This window comes from Chloroflexota bacterium (assembly GCA_020850535.1).
Taxonomy (GTDB): domain Bacteria; phylum Chloroflexota; class UBA6077; order UBA6077; family JACCZL01; genus JADZEM01.
Genome location: JADZEM010000065.1, coordinates 12,378 through 29,151 on the forward strand (window position 1 = coordinate 12,378; position 16,774 = coordinate 29,151).

Below are 16,774 nucleotides of genomic sequence, written 5' to 3' on the forward strand. Positions count from 1 at the left end.
CTCGGCCCAGGCCCGACGGCGAGACGCTCACCGGTCCGATCGGCTCTGACGCCGCCCGGTGGCCGTGCGGACCGATCCGACGGGCTGGGCCTGCACCAGCAGCGCAGCGGCGTTGAGCAGGTCGTCGTGGCCACGGTGCTCGGGCACGAAGAAGCTCATGACTTGCCCGGCGCGCATGGCGTACTCGGCGGCCTCGCACTGGCGCAGCAGTTCGCGGCGCAGATCGTTGGCAGCCGGATCGGTCAGGAGTATCGGGGCGCCCGTCTCCTTCGGACATTCCCCCGCCTCGGCATAGAGCTTCAGGCGGCCAGCGTTGACGGCCGACAGGAAGTCGTAGGCGAGCTGGCTCTTGCTGGCCGCCGTGTACCGGAACGGCCTGACGATGGCCGGCCCAAGCGCCGCGCCCAGGAACGCCGCCAGTCCGCCGCCGACGCCGGTGGCGTCCACCACCACCGAGCGGCAGCGCCAGCGCTCGCTGACCAGCGCCAGGATGCGCGGGTACAGCTCGCGATGGCGGTCGCCGCGCCACGCATACTGGTGCACGATCTCGAAGCGCGGCTCCAGGACGCGCTCGCCGATCCGCGTCTGGGCCGCGTAGGCGATGGTCAGGACGGTGGAGTCGCGGCGCGGGTTGACACGGACGGCCTCGCCGGACGGGTCCTCCTCGTCCTCGCCGGCCACGTCCAGGCCGGCCACGTAAGCGCCCGGCCCCGCGCGGCGCGCGGACGGGGCGTCCTCGGGCGGGTGCTCCCCCAGCAGCAGCCCGAGCTGTCCGGCGTCGAGGAAGCGCCCACCACCGGCCACGGTGCGGAGCAGATACTGCGTCCGCACAATCGGGTGGTGCTCCCCGAGCCGGGCGATCTCTCCCTCGACGTGTCGACCGTAGGCCGGGTTCGCATCGGCCACGGCTGACCAGTCCACCTGGAAGTGCCGGCGGACGCCGTCCCGGGCCTCGGCCTCGCGGTTCAGGGCGACCTGGCGGGCCAGCAGCGTGTCGTCGGTCCAGGGGGTGCCGTAGAGGACGCTGGCGGCGTTGGCGGTGGCGGCCATCGGGCGGAAGTCTTTCTCCCACTTGTCTGGCAGCACGTCCTGGGCCTCGTCGCACTCCAGCAGCAGGCTGGCGGTCCCGCCGACGACGTGCGCGCCCGGCTCAGCCGAGTAGAACGCGATGCTGGCCCGCCCCAGCACGACGATGTGGCCATCGCGCCGCCGCCACTGGCCGCCCGTCAGCGGGTTGTCGAGCGTCCGCAGCAGCCGCGCCACCGAGACGAGCACCTGCGGCCGGTAGGTTGGCGCGCACTTGACGATGCTGCCGCCTCGGCGCTGGCGGCGCGTCAGCAGGTACGCCTCCAGGTGGGCGGACAGCTCGTTCTTGCCGCTCTGGCGCGGCAGCATCACCGTCAACTGGCGGCCGCCACCATCCTCGATGGCGCGCAGGACCGACCGGGCGATCTCCGCCTGATACGGGCGCAGCGGCATCGCGAGCAGGCGGGCCGAGAACGTCTCGATGTCCCCGAGCAGGCGGCGCAGGGCCGCGGGCCGGCCCCCGCTGCTCGCACTGCCGGCCGCCTGGGGTTCCGTTCGCCGTGTCGTGTCGTCTCGCATGTGCCCTCCCGACCGGGAGTACCCGCGAGGCGGCCCGAATCGGTGGGCAGGCGGGCGCACCATCTGAGACGGTTGCGGCACGCTCCCCGTCCGGCCACAATCCCGACACGACCGCACTCGCCGCGCACGCGCTCGCCGCGCATCCCCCGCATTGGAGCATGCTGCATGGACCCGAAACAGGCTGCCGCACGGCGCATCGCCCAGGAGCACGAGCGGCTGGTCGCCCTGAGTCACCGCATGTACGCCGCGCCAGAGGTCGCCTGGGAGGAGGAACAATCCTGCCGCTGGCTGGCAGACCTGCTGGCCGACGGTGGATTTGCCGTGCAGACCGGCGTCTACGACCTGCCAACGGCGTTCGTGGCCCGCGCCGGCTCGGGGCCGCTGCACCTGGCGATCTGCGCCGAGTACGATGCCCTCCCGGATATCGGGCACGCCTGCGGCCACAACATCATCGCCGCTTCGGCGCTGGGGGCCGCGTTCGCGCTGCGCGAGCTTGCCGACGATCTCGGCCTGACCGTCAGCGTGCTCGGCACGCCGGCCGAGGAAGTCCTCGACAGCGGCGGCAAGATCCTGCTGCTGGAGCGGGGCGCGTTCGCCGGGGTCAACGCGGCGATGATGGTCCACCCGGGGCCGTCGAACGTCCTCGAACCGAACCTGATCGCCGCGACGATGTTCGACGTGCGGTACGCCGGCAGGCCGGCCCACGCCGGCGCGTTCCCGCATCTCGGCGTCAACGCCGCCGATGCGATGGTCGTAGCGCAGACGGCCATCGGGCTGCTGCGGCAACAACTGCGACCGACCGACCGTGTCCACGGCATCGTGACGCACGGCGGCGACGCCCCGAACGTCATTCCGGCGAACACGGCCGCCCGCTACTGCGTCCGGGCCTCGGCGATCGGCGATCTGGTCGATGTGCGCGACAAGGTCTTTCGCTGCTTCGAGGCCGGCGCGCTGGCGACTGGCGCAGCGCTCACGCTCTCCGGCGGCGAGAAGCCGTACGCCGAGGGCCGCTGGGACGCCGAGCTCTCGGCCATCTTCGGGCAGAATGCCAGCGGGCTCGGGCGTGAGTTCGTGGTGTCCCCGATGCCGGCCTCGACAGACATGGGCAACATCTCGCACGTCATCCCGACGATTCACCCGATGATCGGGATCGACTCGCTGCCGGCCGTCAACCACCAGCCGGAGTTCGCGGCCTGCACCGTCACCCCGGCCGGCGACCGGGCCATCCGCGACGGCGCCACGGCGCTCGCCTGGACGGCCATCGACCTCGCGACCAACCGAACGGTCCGCGAACGGCTGCTGTCGCGGTCGGCCTGAGGGCAGGGCGATTGCATGTTGGGCGCGTCATGCAGCGCAGTCGGGGCGTACCACGTTCTGGGAACGCCAACGAACATGCGATTGCCATGGGCCTGAGGGGACCCAACTTGAGCGGCGGCGGCCGGGCGTGCCATCCTCACGGCGACGCGGCCGACCCGGCGATTCGGTGTCGGCACGCACCGCAACGACGTTGTTGATTCCCCGGAGGCTCCGATGCAGCCCGAGCTGATCGCCGATTACCAGTGTGTCGTGGGCGAAGGCCCCCTCTGGCACGCCACCGAAGGCCGCCTGTACTGGTCCGACATCCTGACCGGCCGCCTCTTCCGCTACGACCCCGCCAGCGGCCACCACGAACAGATCTACAGCGGCCCGCAGGTCGGAGGATTCACGATCCAGGAGGACGGCTCGCTGCTCCTGTTCATGGAGCGCGGGCAGATCGCCGTCTGGCGCGACGGCACGCTGACCACCCTGATCGACGAGATCCCGGCCATCCGCGCCAGCCGCTTCAACGACGTGATCGCCGATCCGCGCGGGCGGGTGTTCTGCGGGACCATGTCGCCGCCCGTCGAGGGCGAGCCGGCCAACAAGCGGACGGGCTTCCTCTACCGACTCGAGACGGACCTGACCTACTCCGTGGTGCTGACCGAGATCGGCGTCTCGAACGGCATGGGCTTCACCGCTGACCGGAGCAGGCTGTACTACACCGACACCTCGACCCGCGACATCTCCCTGTTCGACTACGACGCCGACTCCGGCGCGATCACCAACAAGCGCCAGTTCGTGTACGTGGCGGACGAGCCGGGCCAGGGCGCCCCCGACGGCATGACGATGGACGCCGAGGGGTGCGTCTGGTCGGCGCGGTGGGGCGGCTCGTGCCTGGTGCGGTACGCGCCGGACGGCAGGGAGCTGTCGCGGATCGAGTTCCCGGCGAAGAAGGTCTCCAGCGCCATCTTCGCCGGGCCGGACCTCTCAGACCTGTACGTCACGACGGCCGGCGGCGATCAGAAGGACGTGGACGGCCCCGGGGCCGGGGCGCTGTTCCGGGTGCGGCCGGGCGTGCGCGGCCTGCCGGAGTTCACCTCGCGCATCGGGCTGTAGCGGCCAGCAGCAGGCCGGGGTGGCCGCCGCCGCGAGGCAGTCACCCCGGCTGCTGAACCGTCTCCGGCCGGCCGCGCTCCTGGCTGCTATCCTGCCTGCTGACTCGCGCTGAGCCGCCGCTCAGCGACGCGCCGGAGGTGGCCCGTGCCCACTGCCGACTCGCTCATCACCGTCAACGGGCGTGACTACCGCCTGCCGCGCCGCCCGACCGTCGTCATCACCGTCGACGGCTGCCAGCCGGCCTACCTCGACGATGGCATGGCGCGTGGCCTGATGCCCCGCCTCTCGGCGCTGCTGGCCGGCGACGGCGCGTACCACCTCGGGCGCGGGCAGATGCCCTCGCTGACCAACCCGAACAACGTCTCCATCGTGACGGGCGTGGCTCCCGCCGTCCACGGCATCCCCGGCAACCACTTCCGCGCGCCAGACGGCTCCGAAGTCCAATTGACGGACCCGGCCCACCTGCGCTGCCCGACGATCCTGGGGGAGATGCAGCGGGCTGGCGAGCTCGGGCTGCCCGGCCTGGGCATCGCCGACGTGCCGGCCGTCGTCGGGCGGCCGGCCCCGAAGATCTACGAGTGGGACGCCAGCGCCTACGCCGCCGAGATCGGGCTGACCGTTCACCGGCACCTGCTGGCGCGCGATGGGCGCGGCCTCGACCTGTTGTACGTCTCGACCACCGACTTCGTCCAGCACAAGGAAGCCCCCGGCAGGGCGATTGCATGTTGATGTCGTCGTGCCGCCGCGTCGGGGCTTGAAAGCCCCGCCTACCGTCCTGCAGTCGCTGCGCGACGCTCCAGTCTCACCGGACGACGGCTGTTCCCGGTCTCCGTCGCGCAGCGACGGAATGACTGTAGGCGGGGGTTTCAACCCCCGACCGCCCGTTCCATGATGCTTCGGGGACACCAATGAACATGCAATCGCCCTGAAGCCCCCGGCGGGCCGATGGCCGACCAGTTCTATCGGCGCTTCGACCAGTTGCTGGGCGAGTTTCTGGATGCCGGGTTCGTGGTCGGATTCACGGCGGACCACGGCATGAACGCCAAGCAGCAGCCGGACGGCGCGCCGCGCGTCATCTACCTGGAGGACGTGCTCGACCACCTGGGCGTCCGCGACTACCACGTCGTGCTGCCGATCACCGATCCGTACGTCCTGCACCACGGGGCGCTCGGATCGTTCGCCTGGGTCTACCTGCCCGAGGCGGATCGCGAGCGCGCCCGCGCGGCCTTCGTGGCGCTCGACGGCGTCGAGGAGGTCTACCCCCGCGAGGAGGCCGCCGTCATCTACGAGCATCCGGCCGACCGCATCGGCGATCTGACCGTGGCGTCGGATGCGCGGACGGCGCTCGGGAAGGCGCAGTCCAAGCACGACCTGTCGCTAGTCGAGACGGGGCTGCGCTCGCACGGGGGCCGCCACGAGCAGATCGTGCCGATCGTGGTGAGCCACCCGTTGAAGCCACGGTATGCGGCGTGGCACGCGGCCGGCGCGCAGAGCCGCGACCTGTTCGACTTCGTGCTGAACGGCATCGAAGGGTAGGAGCGGCACGCGGTCGCCCACATCCGTCGATATAGGCGCAATATAATCTTTACATCCAGCGCGCAAACGCGATAGCATGATGGTGAAGGCGCGCGGTCATCGCTGGCAGGCTCGGTGGCGGGCGCTCCTACCGCTCACCCTCCGGAGGCCGCGCTCGTGCCCGTCCCGCCCTTGCCGTTCTTCCGATCACCTCGGGACAACGACGCGCTGGCCGGCCGTAGTGGCCTGGCGGGTGGCTTGCGCATGCAGATCGCGCGCATCGGCCCCGCCGACGACGCCGAGAGCGGCCTGCTGAGCAGCATCGACGGTGGCGGCACGCCGGCCATGCTGGTGGACGACAGCCGGGCATCCATCGCCGCGCTCAACGAGGCGCGTGACCGTGCAGCACAGGTCGGAACGGGCCTGGAGCAGCTCGAATCGGCAGCGGACAGCGCGACGACCGTCAAGACGCTCCTGGCCCAGCTTGGAGACGCGGTGGTGGTCAGCACCGGCCACGGCATGCAGCCGCAGGAGCGCGCGGCACTGCAGCGTCAGGTCAACGAACTGCTGGGCGAGATCGACTCCCTTGCCGACGGGACGCTGTTCAACCAGGAGCTGCTGCGGCCCGGGATACGCAGCGCCTCGGGGCAAACCGCCACCCCCGCCCCGTTCAAGCAGATCAGCACCTCGGCGCTGGGCCTGACCGAGCTGTCGGTGCGCTCCTCAGACCAGGCCGTCGCCGCATCCGGCGCCCTCGACCTGGCCGGCACGCGGCTGGATCGCGCCGCCGACGCCGTCCGGCGGGCGCAGGCGCGCCTCGAGGACGACCTGGATGCCCTGACCAGCCCGCCGCTCACGGCGACCGGCGAGCTGGCGTTGGGGAACTCGACGGCGGCGTTCGGCACGACGATCCAGCTGCGCTCGGATCTGCTGTCCAGCCCTGGCGACGCCCTGCTGGCGCAGTCTGGCCTGGATGTCTCGCGGGTCTTCCGCCTGCTCGATACGTCGTCGTAGACACGTTCCGTCGAGAACAGCGGCCAGCCCGTCCGATTCGGTACAACCTGACGGATGGGACAGACAGCGCCAGGAAGCATCCTCAACGCCTACGGCTTCGACGGTCTGTTCGCCGAGCGGTTCGAGCCGTACGGCGAGCAGGGGCTGCTGCCGGCCCGCGTGGTGGTCGAGTACCAACACATCTACCGGGTGGTGACCGAGGGCGGCGAGCTGCTGGCGACGGTGGCCGGCCGGCTGCGGCACCGGGCGGGCGGGCGCGTGGACTACCCGGCCGTTGGCGACTGGGTGGGGCTGCGCCGCATCCCGAACACGACGGGCGAGGAGCGCGCCACCATCCACGGCGTCCTGGAGCGCAAGAGCCGCTTCGTGCGGAAGGTCGCGGGGAGCGTCGTGGCCGAGCAGGTGGTGGCGGCCAACGTGGACGTGGTGCTGCTGGTGATGGCGCTGGTGGACGCTGACTTCAGCCCGCGCCGGCTGGAACGGTACCTCGTGCTGGCACACGAGAGCGGCGCGCGTCCGGTCCTGGTGCTGACCAAAACCGATCTGTGCGACGACCTGAACGACCGGCTGTCTGCCGCCCGCGCAGTCACCGGCCCGAACCTGCCGATCCACACGGTGAGCCGCCCGCGCGACGAAGGGTATGACGACCTGTTCGCCTATCTCCAGCCCGGGCAGACGGTCGCGCTGCTCGGGTCATCGGGCGTCGGCAAATCCACCATCGTCAACCGGCTGGCCGGGCGCGAGCTGCAGCGCACCCAGGAGGTCCGCGAGTTCGACGGGCGCGGACGCCACACCACGACCCATCGGCAGTTGCTGCTGCTCGACGGCGGCGGCCTGATGATGGACACGCCCGGCATGCGCGAGCTGCAGCTCTGGGACGTGGACGAGGGTGTGGAAGAGACGTTCGCGGACATCGAGGACCTGGCGCTCCAGTGCCGCTTCCCGGACTGCCTGCACACGACGGAGCCAGGGTGTGCCGTGCTGGCGGCCGTCGAGGCGGGGACGCTGGGGCAGGATCGGCTGGAGAGCTACCACAAGCTGCGCCGCGAGCTGCGGGCGCTGGCGGCTCGCCAGGATCACCTGAACCGCCAGTTCGAGAAGCGGCGGGTGCGGGCGGCCACGAAGGCGTTCAACAAGCACGCGCCTCGGCGGTAAGCTCGCCATCGGCAAGCGCGCCATCCGTTCGGCAGGCGCCGAACGGCCGCGCACCCACTTGACAGCCCGTGAGGACCGCTGTATGCTGCGGGAAGGTTACCGGTAACGTTACCGGAGTTCGTGCGCAGTGGCACGGAGTCTCGCAGTGCGCGTCACCATCCGCGATGTCGCGGCGAAGTCAGGCGTCTCCGCCAACACGGTCTCGCGCGTCCTCAACGGCAAGCAGGACGTCAGTCCGGTGACCCGTGAGCGGGTGCAGGCCGTCATCGACGAGCTTGGCTTCCGCCCGAACAACCTCGCGCGCTCGCTGCTGCGGCGGCAGAGTCACACCATCGGGCACGTCGTCACCGACTGCACGAACCCGAATACCGCCCAGCAGATCCGCGCCATTCAGGACGTGACGACCCGCGAAGGGTACAGCGTCGTCCTGTTCGACACGAACGAGCGGGCGGACCGCCAGACCCAGTCCCTGCACCTGCTGGAAGGGCAGGTGGTGGACGGCATCATCCTGACGCCGGCCCGCTCCGAGGACGATGGGCTGGCGAAGTTCGTCGGGCGGGGCAACCGGCTGGTGCTGCTCAACCGCGACGTGCCCGGCCTCGACGTGGACCGGGTGATGATCGACAACCGGGCCGGCGCGCGGGCGGCCATCGAGCACCTGATCGAGCTTGGGCATCGGCGCATCGCCTACATCACCGGCCGCCCGGAGATCTCGACGGTTTCCGAGCGGCTGGCGGGCTACCAGGATGCGCTCGCGGCACACGGGATCACACTCGACCCGCACCTCGTCTGCCGGGTCGAGATCGACGTGGAAGCGGCCACCGAGGCGACCGGCAAGCTGCTTGGACGCCGCCGACGCCCGACGGCGATCTTCGCCTACAACGACCTGATGGCCGTTGGGGCGCTGGTGGCGATCCGCGCGGCCGGCCTGCGCGTGCCCGAGGACATCTCGCTGGTCGGCCACGACGACATCCTCTACGCGCCCTATCTCCAGGTGCCGCTGACCACCGTGGCCCAGCCGACCCGTGAGATGGCCGAGACGGCCGCCCGGCTGCTGGTCGCGCGGGTGCGCGGCGACACCGCTCCCCATCGTCGGATCGTCCTGCCGCCGAGGCTCGTCGTGCGGGCGTCCACCGCTGCCCCTCCCGGACTGGAGGCCGTCTCATGAGCGCATCGGCGCGCCCATCGTCGCCCCGCGCAGCCACCCACGACGCGCCGTCCACGGGCGGCCTCGGCGCGTTCCTGGAGCGGCGCATCGCCTACATCCTGGTCTTCCCCACGGTTGTCGGCATCCTGCTGGTGGACGTGTACCCGCTCCTGTTCAACCTCTGGATCAGCTTTCAGGAGCGCAAGATCTCCTCGGCCACGGCCACCTTCATCGGGTTCCGCAACTATCAGCGCATCCTGGCCGACCCCGAGGTCTGGAACGCCATCTGGATCTCGATCATCTTCACGGTGGCGTCGGTGTTCTTCTCGTTCATCATCGGGTTCGGGCTGGCGCTGCTGCTGAATCGGCAGTTCCCCTTCCGGGGCATCGTCCGCTCGGTGTTCATCATCCCGTGGGCGATCCCGGCCTTCGTGGCGGCGCTGGTCTGGGCCTGGATGTTCAACGACCAGTTCGGCATCCTGGCGGCGCTGTTCCGAAGCGCTGGCTGGCGCGCCCCGATCTGGCTCGGGAAGGACTGGGCGCTCTGGTCGCTGATCGCGGTGATGGTCTGGAAGAGCTTCCCGTTCCAACTGGTGGTGCTGCTGGCGGGCCTCCAGTCGATCCCGAAGGAGCAGTACGAGGCGGCGGCGGTCGACGGCGCGAACGTCTTCCAGCGCTTCTGGTCGATCACCCTGCCGTTGGTCAAGCCGGTCGCGATGGTGGGCGTCCTCCTGGCGGCCGTCAACGCCTTCCACTACTTCACAATCCCCTGGATTCTGACGCGGGGCGGCCCGGCCAACGCCACCAACGTCATCCCGATTGCGACCTACAACATCGCCTTTATCGCGGGGGACTTCGGGTACGCCGCCGCCGCCGCCGTGCTGATGTTCCTGTTCATCCTGCTGATCAGCGGCATCTACATCTGGCAGTACATCCGGGAGGTGCAGGACGTTGGCTAGCCTTGCCGTGAGCGCCGCTCCGCGCCGCCCGCTGCGTCGCCGCCTGAGCCAGCATGTCGGCAGCGCGGCGGCCTGGGCCGTCATCCTGTTCGCCATCTTCGTGGCGCTGTTCCCCTTCTTCTGGGTCTTGCGGACGGCCGTCACGCCGGCCCCGGAGGCGTTCTCGCTGCGCCCGACGCTGCTCCCGAACAGCTACACCCTGGACAACATCGTTCGGGTGATCGTCTCGCCAACCCTGCCGTTCGGGCGGTACTTCTTGAACAGCGCGCTGGTCTCGCTGGGGACCACCGTGCTGGTGCTGGTCGCCGGCTCGTGGGGTGCATACGCCCTGGCGAGGCTGAAGTTCCGGGGGCAGCGGGCGTTCGGGATCTCGCTGCTGCTGATCCAGTTGTTCCCGGCCGTGCTGCTGGTCATCCCATTGTTCGTGGTGTTCGCACGGGTCGGGCTGGTGAACAACCTGCTCGGGCTGGTGGTGGCCTACACCACGTTCAACCTGCCGTTCGTGACGTGGCTGCTGCGCGGCTACTTTCTGTCGATCCCACGCGAGCTCGAGGATGCCGCCAGAATCGATGGGTGCAGCTACCTGGGCGTGCTGTTCCGGGTGGTACTGCCAATGGCCGCGCCAGGGCTGGCGGCTGTCGCCACGCTGGCGTTCGTCAACTCCTGGAATGAGTTCTTCTTCGCCTACGTGATGATCAACGACGACGCCAAACGGGTGCTGGCCATCGGCTTGTCGGCGTACATCGACCAGTTCCGCACGGACTACACCGGCCTCTTCGCGATGGCGACGCTGACGACGCTGCCGGTCGTCGCCGTCTTCGTGATCTTCCAGCGGTACCTCGTCGGCGGACTCACCGCCGGCGCCGTCAAGTCGTGAGCGTCGCCGACGCGGACGCTCGACCCAAGGGAGGGGCAATGTCTGGTTCACCTCGTTCGGACCGTGGAACCCCCCGCGCCGGCAAGCGGCCGGCCTCGCCGGCTCGACGGCGGCTGCTGCAGGCTGGCTCGGCGTTGGGCCTGGGGCTGGCGGCAGCGCCGCTGCTGGGAGGATCGGCGGCGCAGGCGATGGGTCTGGCGGACCTGGGCGCGCCGCCGATGCGGCAGTCCGCGAACACCGTGGAGTTCTGGAGCCGCGAGACGGCGGACAACGGCGCACGGCAGCCGCTGATCAACGCTCACCTGGCTGCCTTCGACAGCGCGAACGGCACCAGGTCCAGCGCGCAGTTCATGGTGTTCCAGGAGTCGATCCAGAAGACCCAGGCGGCCATCGCGGCTGGCTCACCGCCGGACCTCGGGCAGCAGGGTCCAGACGTCACGATGCAGTTCGCGGCGGCCGGCCACCTGCTGCCGATCGACGATGTGTCGGCGCAGATCGCCCCGACCCTCGCGCCGCTCCAGCGCGACGCCTTCGTCTCGCTGGGCGGGCAGGCGTACAGCGTGCCCTGGTACATCGAGACGCGCGTGCTCTTCTACCACAAGGACTTGCTGGACGCGGCCGGCCTGAAGCCGCCGACGACCTGGGCCGAGTGGACCGAGACGGCGAAGGCGCTGACCACTCCGGATCAGTTCGGCTTCGTGGTGCCGATGGAGGGGACGAACCCGGGCCAGTTGTGGGTGCCGCTCGGCATCTCGAACGGCGGGCTGGTCATCGACGGGGCCGGCAGCGTGATGGTCAACAGCGCCGAGATGAAGGAGTCGCTGAAGTTCTGCTCCGACTTCCTGCTGACCCACAAGACGATGGACGAGGCAGCGCTGACCTACAAGGCCACCGACCTGATTCAGCTGTTCATGCTGAAGAAGATCGCGATGGTGGTCGCGAACGGCGAGCTTGCGCGGGCCATCGCGGACCAGGCGCCGCAACTACTGGACACGCTCGGCGCGGTGACGCTGCCGGTCAACAAGGCCGGCCAGACGACGCGCTCGTTCCTGGGCGGCTGGCAGTTGTTCGTGTTCTCGGGCGGCAAGAACCCACAGGGCGGGCTCGACCTCCTCAAGTGGCTGTACGACCCAACCTTCTACACGGACTACGTGGAGCGGACGCGCGGCGCAGCCCTGCCGGTGACGAAGGCGGCGCTCAGCTCGTCGTTCTTCACGGCTGACCCGATCCGCAGCGTGCTGGTCAAGCAGATGGAGACGGCTGTGCGCTACGGCGGCCCGGTCTACGGCACCACGCCGTACATGGGCGAGGCCGAGGGCAAACTGCTGTTCAGCCAGGCGCTGGGCGACGTGATGAACGGCAAGCGTGGGGTTGAGGAGGCGGTCACCTTCCTGGAGCGGGAGCTGAAGACGCTGGCCGGCCAGTAGGCTGCGGGAGGCCCTCACCCCCGAGACCGACCCCTCACCCCCGAGACCGACCCCTCACCCCCGAGACCGACCCCTCACCCCCGAGACCGACCCCTCACCCCCCAACCCCCTCTCCCTCAAGGGGAGAGGGGGAGCCACGCTGTGACGCACACGTTTCCATGTTTCTAGGCCGTGTGCTGACCGCGCACGACCTGCCTGGGAGAGCGATCATGGCCCGGATCGATGTTGACTGCGGGCGCTGGCTCGGTCCGCTCAGGCGGATCTGGGCGAGCATCGGCTATGACGAGATCAACTTCACCTACACCGGGCGCGGCAAGCGGCTGTATCGCACGCTGCGCGACGTGTTCGACGTGCGCTACAGCGTGCGGAATCACAACGCCCTGACCAGCAGCAACGGCCTGTCTGGGCCGGCCTGGGGCGGCGGCAACGTCTACCACGAGGACGCCGAGGGACAGCCGCGCTACTACTGGGGCTACCTGGACCAGATCTACGACACCATTCTCGGCGGCAACGGGATCCCGCTGATCGAGCTTGGCTTCATGCCGCAGCAGTTGTCAAGCGAGCAGGCCCCGAACATCGGGTTTGGGGCCGGCCTGGATGTCGGCAAGGAGCCGTATGAGGCCGGGGCCTGGAAGTACCCGCCGAAGGACTGGGACCGCTGGGAAGAGCTGATCTACCAGACGGTCCGGCACTGCGTGGAGCGGTATGGCGAGGAGGAGGTCGCCCGCTGGAAGTGGGAGGTCTGGAACGAGCCGGACATCCGCCACTACTGGCACGGCACCTTCGACGAGTACTGCAAGCTGTACGACTACGCCGCCCGGGGCGCGAAACGGGCATTTCCACGCGCGCAGTTTGGCGGCCCGGCCACCACCCACCGCAACCCGGACTTCCTGCTGAAGTTCCTGGAACACGTAACCGAGGGGCGGAACTACGCGACCGGCGAGATCGGGAGCCCCATCGACTTCATCTCGTTCCATACGAAGGGCGCGTTCTACGATCCCCGCCGCTCGTACAACCCGTTTGTCGAGCTGCCGGAGCAGAGCCCGTCTACTCCGACAATGCTCGGGGACATCCAGCGGAGCCTGGGGATCATCGCGCGGTTCCCGACGCTCGCCGGGCTGCCGTGCCTCGTGGACGAGTGCGACCCGGCCGTTGGCACCGTCTACGGCGTCTACGACAACCCCGACTTCGAGGTCTGCAACACGCCGTACTACGCGTCGTTCGTGTGCGCGCTGGCGCGGCGGCTGCTGGACATCAGCCCGGAGAGCATCGGGGCAACGGGTGAGTGTCCGCGCGTGGACGAGTTCACGTCGTGGGCGTTCTACATGGAGGGGAAGCGCTGGTTTGAGGGGAACCGCTCCCTGGTGACCAACGAGAACGTGGAAGGGGCCATCGTCAACGGGTTCCGGATGCTGAGTCGGATGGCCGGGACGCGGGTGGCGCTCTCGACGGACGCACGCACGGACCCGCTAGCCGACGGCTTTTCCTGGTCAGACCGCGAGGTTGACGGGCTGGCTGCGATGGACGCCGACCGCGTGACGGTGATGGTCTGGCACCATGCTGACCGCTGGCGCGAGACTGGCACGGCCACGGTTGACCTGACACTCTCGGGCATCGCGTTCGCCGGTGAGACGGCCATGCTGCGACACTGGCGCATCGACGGAGAGCACTCGAACGCGCACGGCGAGTGGGTGCGACTCGGCAAGCCGGAAGACCCGACGCCGGTCCAGCTTGAGAGGTTGACGTCGCGGATGGGGCTGGAGCAGCTCTCGCCGCCGGCGGCTGTGCCGGTCGTAAACGGTCAGGTGACGGTGCGCTTCGAGCTTCCGCTCCATGGCGTGTCGCTGCTGGAGCTTCGACGGTAGCGATCCCTGCCGAACTGCTCGTCGGCCCGCGGGTGGGTCTGCTACGCTGCACTCCTCTGGAGGCATGCCATGGCACGGCTCACCGGCGGGCAGGCGCTCGTGCAGTCGCTCCTGCGCGAAGGCGTCGATACGATCTTCGGCATCCCGGGCATTCAGCTCGACTGGGCGTACGACGCGCTCCACGCCGAGAGCGACCAGATCAATGTGATCCACACACGCCACGAGCAGGCCACGGCGTACATGGCCGACGGCTACGCGCGCTCGACGGGGAAGATCGGCGTCTACCTCGTGGTCCCGGGGCCGGGCGTGCTCAACACGACGGGCGCGCTCTCGACGGCCTACGCCTGCAACACCCGCGTCCTCTGTCTGACCGGCCAGATCCAGTCCGACGCCCTGGAGGTCGGCCGGGGGCTGCTGCACGAGATCCCGGACCAGATCGGACTGCTGCGGCACCTGACCAAGTGGGCCGGCAGCGCGCTGGCCCCGTCTGAGGTGCCGTACCTCGTGCACGAGGCGTTCCGGCAGATGCGCTCGGGGCGGCCGCGCCCGACGGCCATCGAGGTTCCTCCCGATGTCCTGGCCGCCGAGCGTGAGGTCAGGCTGCTGGAACCGTTCCCGCCGGCCGTCGAGACGGGCGAGCCGGCCTTGCTGGAGCAGGCGGCAGCCATCCTCCGCAACGCAAAACGGCCGCTGATCATCTCGGGCGGCGGCGTGCTGCTGGCCGAGGCCTGGAACGAGGTCCGCCTGCTGGCCGACCTGCTCGGTGCGCCCGTCGCGATGACGGCGAACGGCGTCGGGGCGGCGCCCTCGTCGCATCCGCTCGGGTTCTCGTTTGTCGGGCTGCCGCGGCTGCTGGAGGATGCCGACGCCGTGCTGGCAGTCGGGACGCGGCTCGTCGGACTGCGGAACCGGACGATTGCGCCCCGGCCGGGCGTGCCGCTGATCCGCATCGACGCGGATGGCACCCAGATGTACCGCAGCACGCCGCCAACGGTCGGCATCGTGGCGGACGCCCAGCCCGCCCTGGCCTCGCTGATCGAGCTGGTGCAGGCCGACAACCCGGCCCGCCCCGACCGCGGCGCCGAGCTGGCAGCGCTCAAGCGGCAGATGGCTGAGGACATCGGGACGCTGGAGCCGCAGGCTCTCTATGGGCGGGTGCTGCGCGAGGAGCTGCCAGACGACACGGTCTTCGTCACTGAGAGCACGCAGGTCGGCTACTGGATGACGTTTGGCGGACTGCCCATCGAGCAGCCGCGCACGTTCCTGGGGTCAGGCTACCAGGGGACGCTCGGGAACGGCTTCCCGACGGCGCTCGGGGCGCAGGTCGGGAACCCCGATCGGCGGGTCGTGTCGATCAACGGCGACGGCGGGTTCATGTTCAACGTGCAGGAGCTGGCGACGGCCGTCCAGCACAATATCCCCGTCATCGCGGTGGTCTTCGACGACGGCGCGTACGGAAACGTCCGCCGCATCCAGGAGTACCAGTTCGGCGGGCGGACCATCGCCTCGGAGCTGAAGAACCCGTCGTTCGCGGCCCTGGGCGAGGTGTTCGGGGTCCAGGGGCTGCGGGCGGTCGGCCCCGACGAGCTGCGAGCCGCGATCCGACAGGCGCTGGCGCACAACGGCCCGAGCCTGATCGAGGTACCAGTGGGGAAGATGCCGATGATCTTCTCGCACATGGAGGCGCGGGCGACAGCAAGGCGGGGGTAGGGGGAGGCCCTACCCTCAACCGACTGCTTCTACTGCGGCTTCTCGGAGACCTGGACCGTCAGCACGGCGTCCGTCAGGTAGGACAGGCACGCCGACATCTCGCGGATGTCCGCTGACTGGTCGTCTGCGCCGAGCACCAGCACGCCCTTCTGCTGGCCGGCCGCCACCCAGTCGAGCACCTGCGGCAGCACGTTCCAGACGCCAGACTCGGCGGTCGTGGCGGGCGTCATGCCGTCCGTCTTCGCCGGCTGGGTGGCGATCAGGCGGTCGGTGCTGCCGTTCCAGGCCGAGGTTGGCACGCCGAGCTTCGTGTTGCACGAGGTCAGGATGCCGTACTCCGACTCGCCGGCCGCCGACCGTTTCGTGGTGCTGACCTCGGAGAACATCAGCTCCGCGAAGTCGATCGCCTGATTCGGGCCGACCGTGATCTTGGTCAGGTCGAACTGCATGGCGACCTGGAGCACGTGCTTCTCGGCCAGATCCTTGTTGCTCTCGAAGCCGACGACGAAGATGGATGGGTCGGTCAGAATGTCACCTGCCGTGAAGCCCATGCAGTTCGTGGTGGCGGTGGAGAGCGTCGCGCCGCCACACCGATGCAGGGCGATGGTCTTCGCCGGCTCGGGCGTCAGCGCGATAGAGGTCGGCTCCTGCGCCGACACGACGAGCGATCCCAGGGACAAGACGGCAACGGCTGCAGCCAGGACTCCGCGAGCAACGGCGCGAACACGCATGGGGGCGGCTCCTCAAGGGTGCGGGACATCGTCCCGCGAAATCCACCAGCAATCCAGAGTATGCCGCGGAAAGATGACGCCGAACTGTTCGTCTGCTAACGCCGAACAGCGCATCGTTACGGGCCATGCTGCCAACGCTGCCGGTGCGCAGCCGATGGTCAACTACCGGAGAGGAGTTCCGTCGACATGCGCGTTCAGGTGACCGCGCCCCCGCGCGGTCATCCGACCTACGCCCGGAGCATCCGTGCCAGCATGATCAGCACCATGCCGACCACACCGGCGACCAGTCCGAGAAACACGAGCTGCGCGATGGGGTACTCCAGCATGTCCGGCCTCCGAGCAGGCGCTGCAGGT

14 protein-coding genes are annotated in these 16,774 nt (G+C 69.5%); 12 read left to right on the forward strand and 2 right to left on the reverse strand.

The annotated features are described in order from the left end of the window. Positions 1 to 27: 27 nt before the first annotated feature. Positions 28 to 1,605 carry a hypothetical protein gene (locus IT306_09650; GenBank protein MCC7368677.1) on the reverse strand — a complete coding sequence of 526 codons (1,578 nt, stop codon included), beginning with the start codon at positions 1,603 to 1,605 and terminating at the stop codon, positions 28 to 30. Positions 1,606 to 1,770: 165 nt separating this feature from the next. Between IT306_09650 and IT306_09655 the strand changes: the two genes are divergently transcribed. From IT306_09655 to IT306_09710, 12 genes are all read left to right on the forward strand, one after another. Next, positions 1,771 to 2,922, forward strand: coding sequence for an amidohydrolase (locus IT306_09655; protein MCC7368678.1), 1,152 nt, complete (start codon positions 1,771 to 1,773; stop codon positions 2,920 to 2,922). A gap of 213 nt (positions 2,923 to 3,135) precedes the next feature. Then, positions 3,136 to 4,020, forward strand: coding sequence for an SMP-30/gluconolactonase/LRE family protein (locus IT306_09660; protein ID MCC7368679.1), 885 nt, complete (start codon positions 3,136 to 3,138; stop codon positions 4,018 to 4,020). Positions 4,021 to 4,164: 144 nt separating this feature from the next. After that, positions 4,165 to 4,749: an alkaline phosphatase family protein gene (locus IT306_09665; protein MCC7368680.1), complete on the forward strand. Its 585-nt coding sequence runs from the start codon at positions 4,165 to 4,167 to the stop codon at positions 4,747 to 4,749. A 216-nt stretch (positions 4,750 to 4,965) separates the two neighbouring features. Continuing rightward, entirely contained in the window at positions 4,966 to 5,556 is a 591-nt protein-coding gene (locus tag IT306_09670) for a hypothetical protein (protein MCC7368681.1), read from the forward strand. A 243-nt stretch (positions 5,557 to 5,799) separates the two neighbouring features. Continuing rightward, positions 5,800 to 6,549: a hypothetical protein gene (locus tag IT306_09675; protein MCC7368682.1), complete on the forward strand. Its 750-nt coding sequence runs from the start codon at positions 5,800 to 5,802 to the stop codon at positions 6,547 to 6,549. 54 nt (positions 6,550 to 6,603) lie between these two features. Beyond that, on the forward strand, positions 6,604 to 7,704 hold the full coding sequence (gene rsgA / locus IT306_09680) for a ribosome small subunit-dependent GTPase A (protein ID MCC7368683.1): 1,101 nt from the start codon (positions 6,604 to 6,606) through the stop codon (positions 7,702 to 7,704). 145 nt (positions 7,705 to 7,849) lie between these two features. Then, a complete protein-coding gene (locus IT306_09685; GenBank protein ID MCC7368684.1) occupies positions 7,850 to 8,872 on the forward strand; it encodes a LacI family DNA-binding transcriptional regulator in 1,023 nt (340 codons plus the stop codon). Then, positions 8,869 to 9,810, forward strand: a complete 942-nt coding sequence (locus IT306_09690; protein ID MCC7368685.1) for a sugar ABC transporter permease — start codon at positions 8,869 to 8,871, stop codon at positions 9,808 to 9,810. Before IT306_09685 ends, IT306_09690 begins: the two co-directional genes overlap by 4 nt. After that, positions 9,803 to 10,687, forward strand: a complete 885-nt coding sequence (locus IT306_09695; GenBank protein ID MCC7368686.1) for a carbohydrate ABC transporter permease — start codon at positions 9,803 to 9,805, stop codon at positions 10,685 to 10,687. Before IT306_09690 ends, IT306_09695 begins: the two co-directional genes overlap by 8 nt. A 38-nt stretch (positions 10,688 to 10,725) precedes the next feature. Beyond that, the gene (locus IT306_09700) at positions 10,726 to 12,114 is read left to right on the forward strand and encodes a sugar ABC transporter substrate-binding protein (GenBank protein MCC7368687.1); all 1,389 of its coding nucleotides are present in this window, start codon (positions 10,726 to 10,728) and stop codon (positions 12,112 to 12,114) included. A 209-nt stretch (positions 12,115 to 12,323) separates the two neighbouring features. Continuing rightward, on the forward strand, positions 12,324 to 13,979 hold the full coding sequence (locus IT306_09705) for a glycoside hydrolase (GenBank protein MCC7368688.1): 1,656 nt from the start codon (positions 12,324 to 12,326) through the stop codon (positions 13,977 to 13,979). A gap of 69 nt (positions 13,980 to 14,048) precedes the next feature. Then, complete coding sequence (locus IT306_09710) at positions 14,049 to 15,689, forward strand: thiamine pyrophosphate-binding protein (GenBank protein MCC7368689.1); 1,641 nt, start codon at positions 14,049 to 14,051, stop codon at positions 15,687 to 15,689. A 29-nt stretch (positions 15,690 to 15,718) separates the two neighbouring features. On the opposite strand, the gene IT306_09715 is transcribed toward IT306_09710, so the two are convergent. After that, positions 15,719 to 16,420: a hypothetical protein gene (locus tag IT306_09715; GenBank protein ID MCC7368690.1), complete on the reverse strand. Its 702-nt coding sequence runs from the start codon at positions 16,418 to 16,420 to the stop codon at positions 15,719 to 15,721. Positions 16,421 to 16,774: the final 354 nt, after the last annotated feature.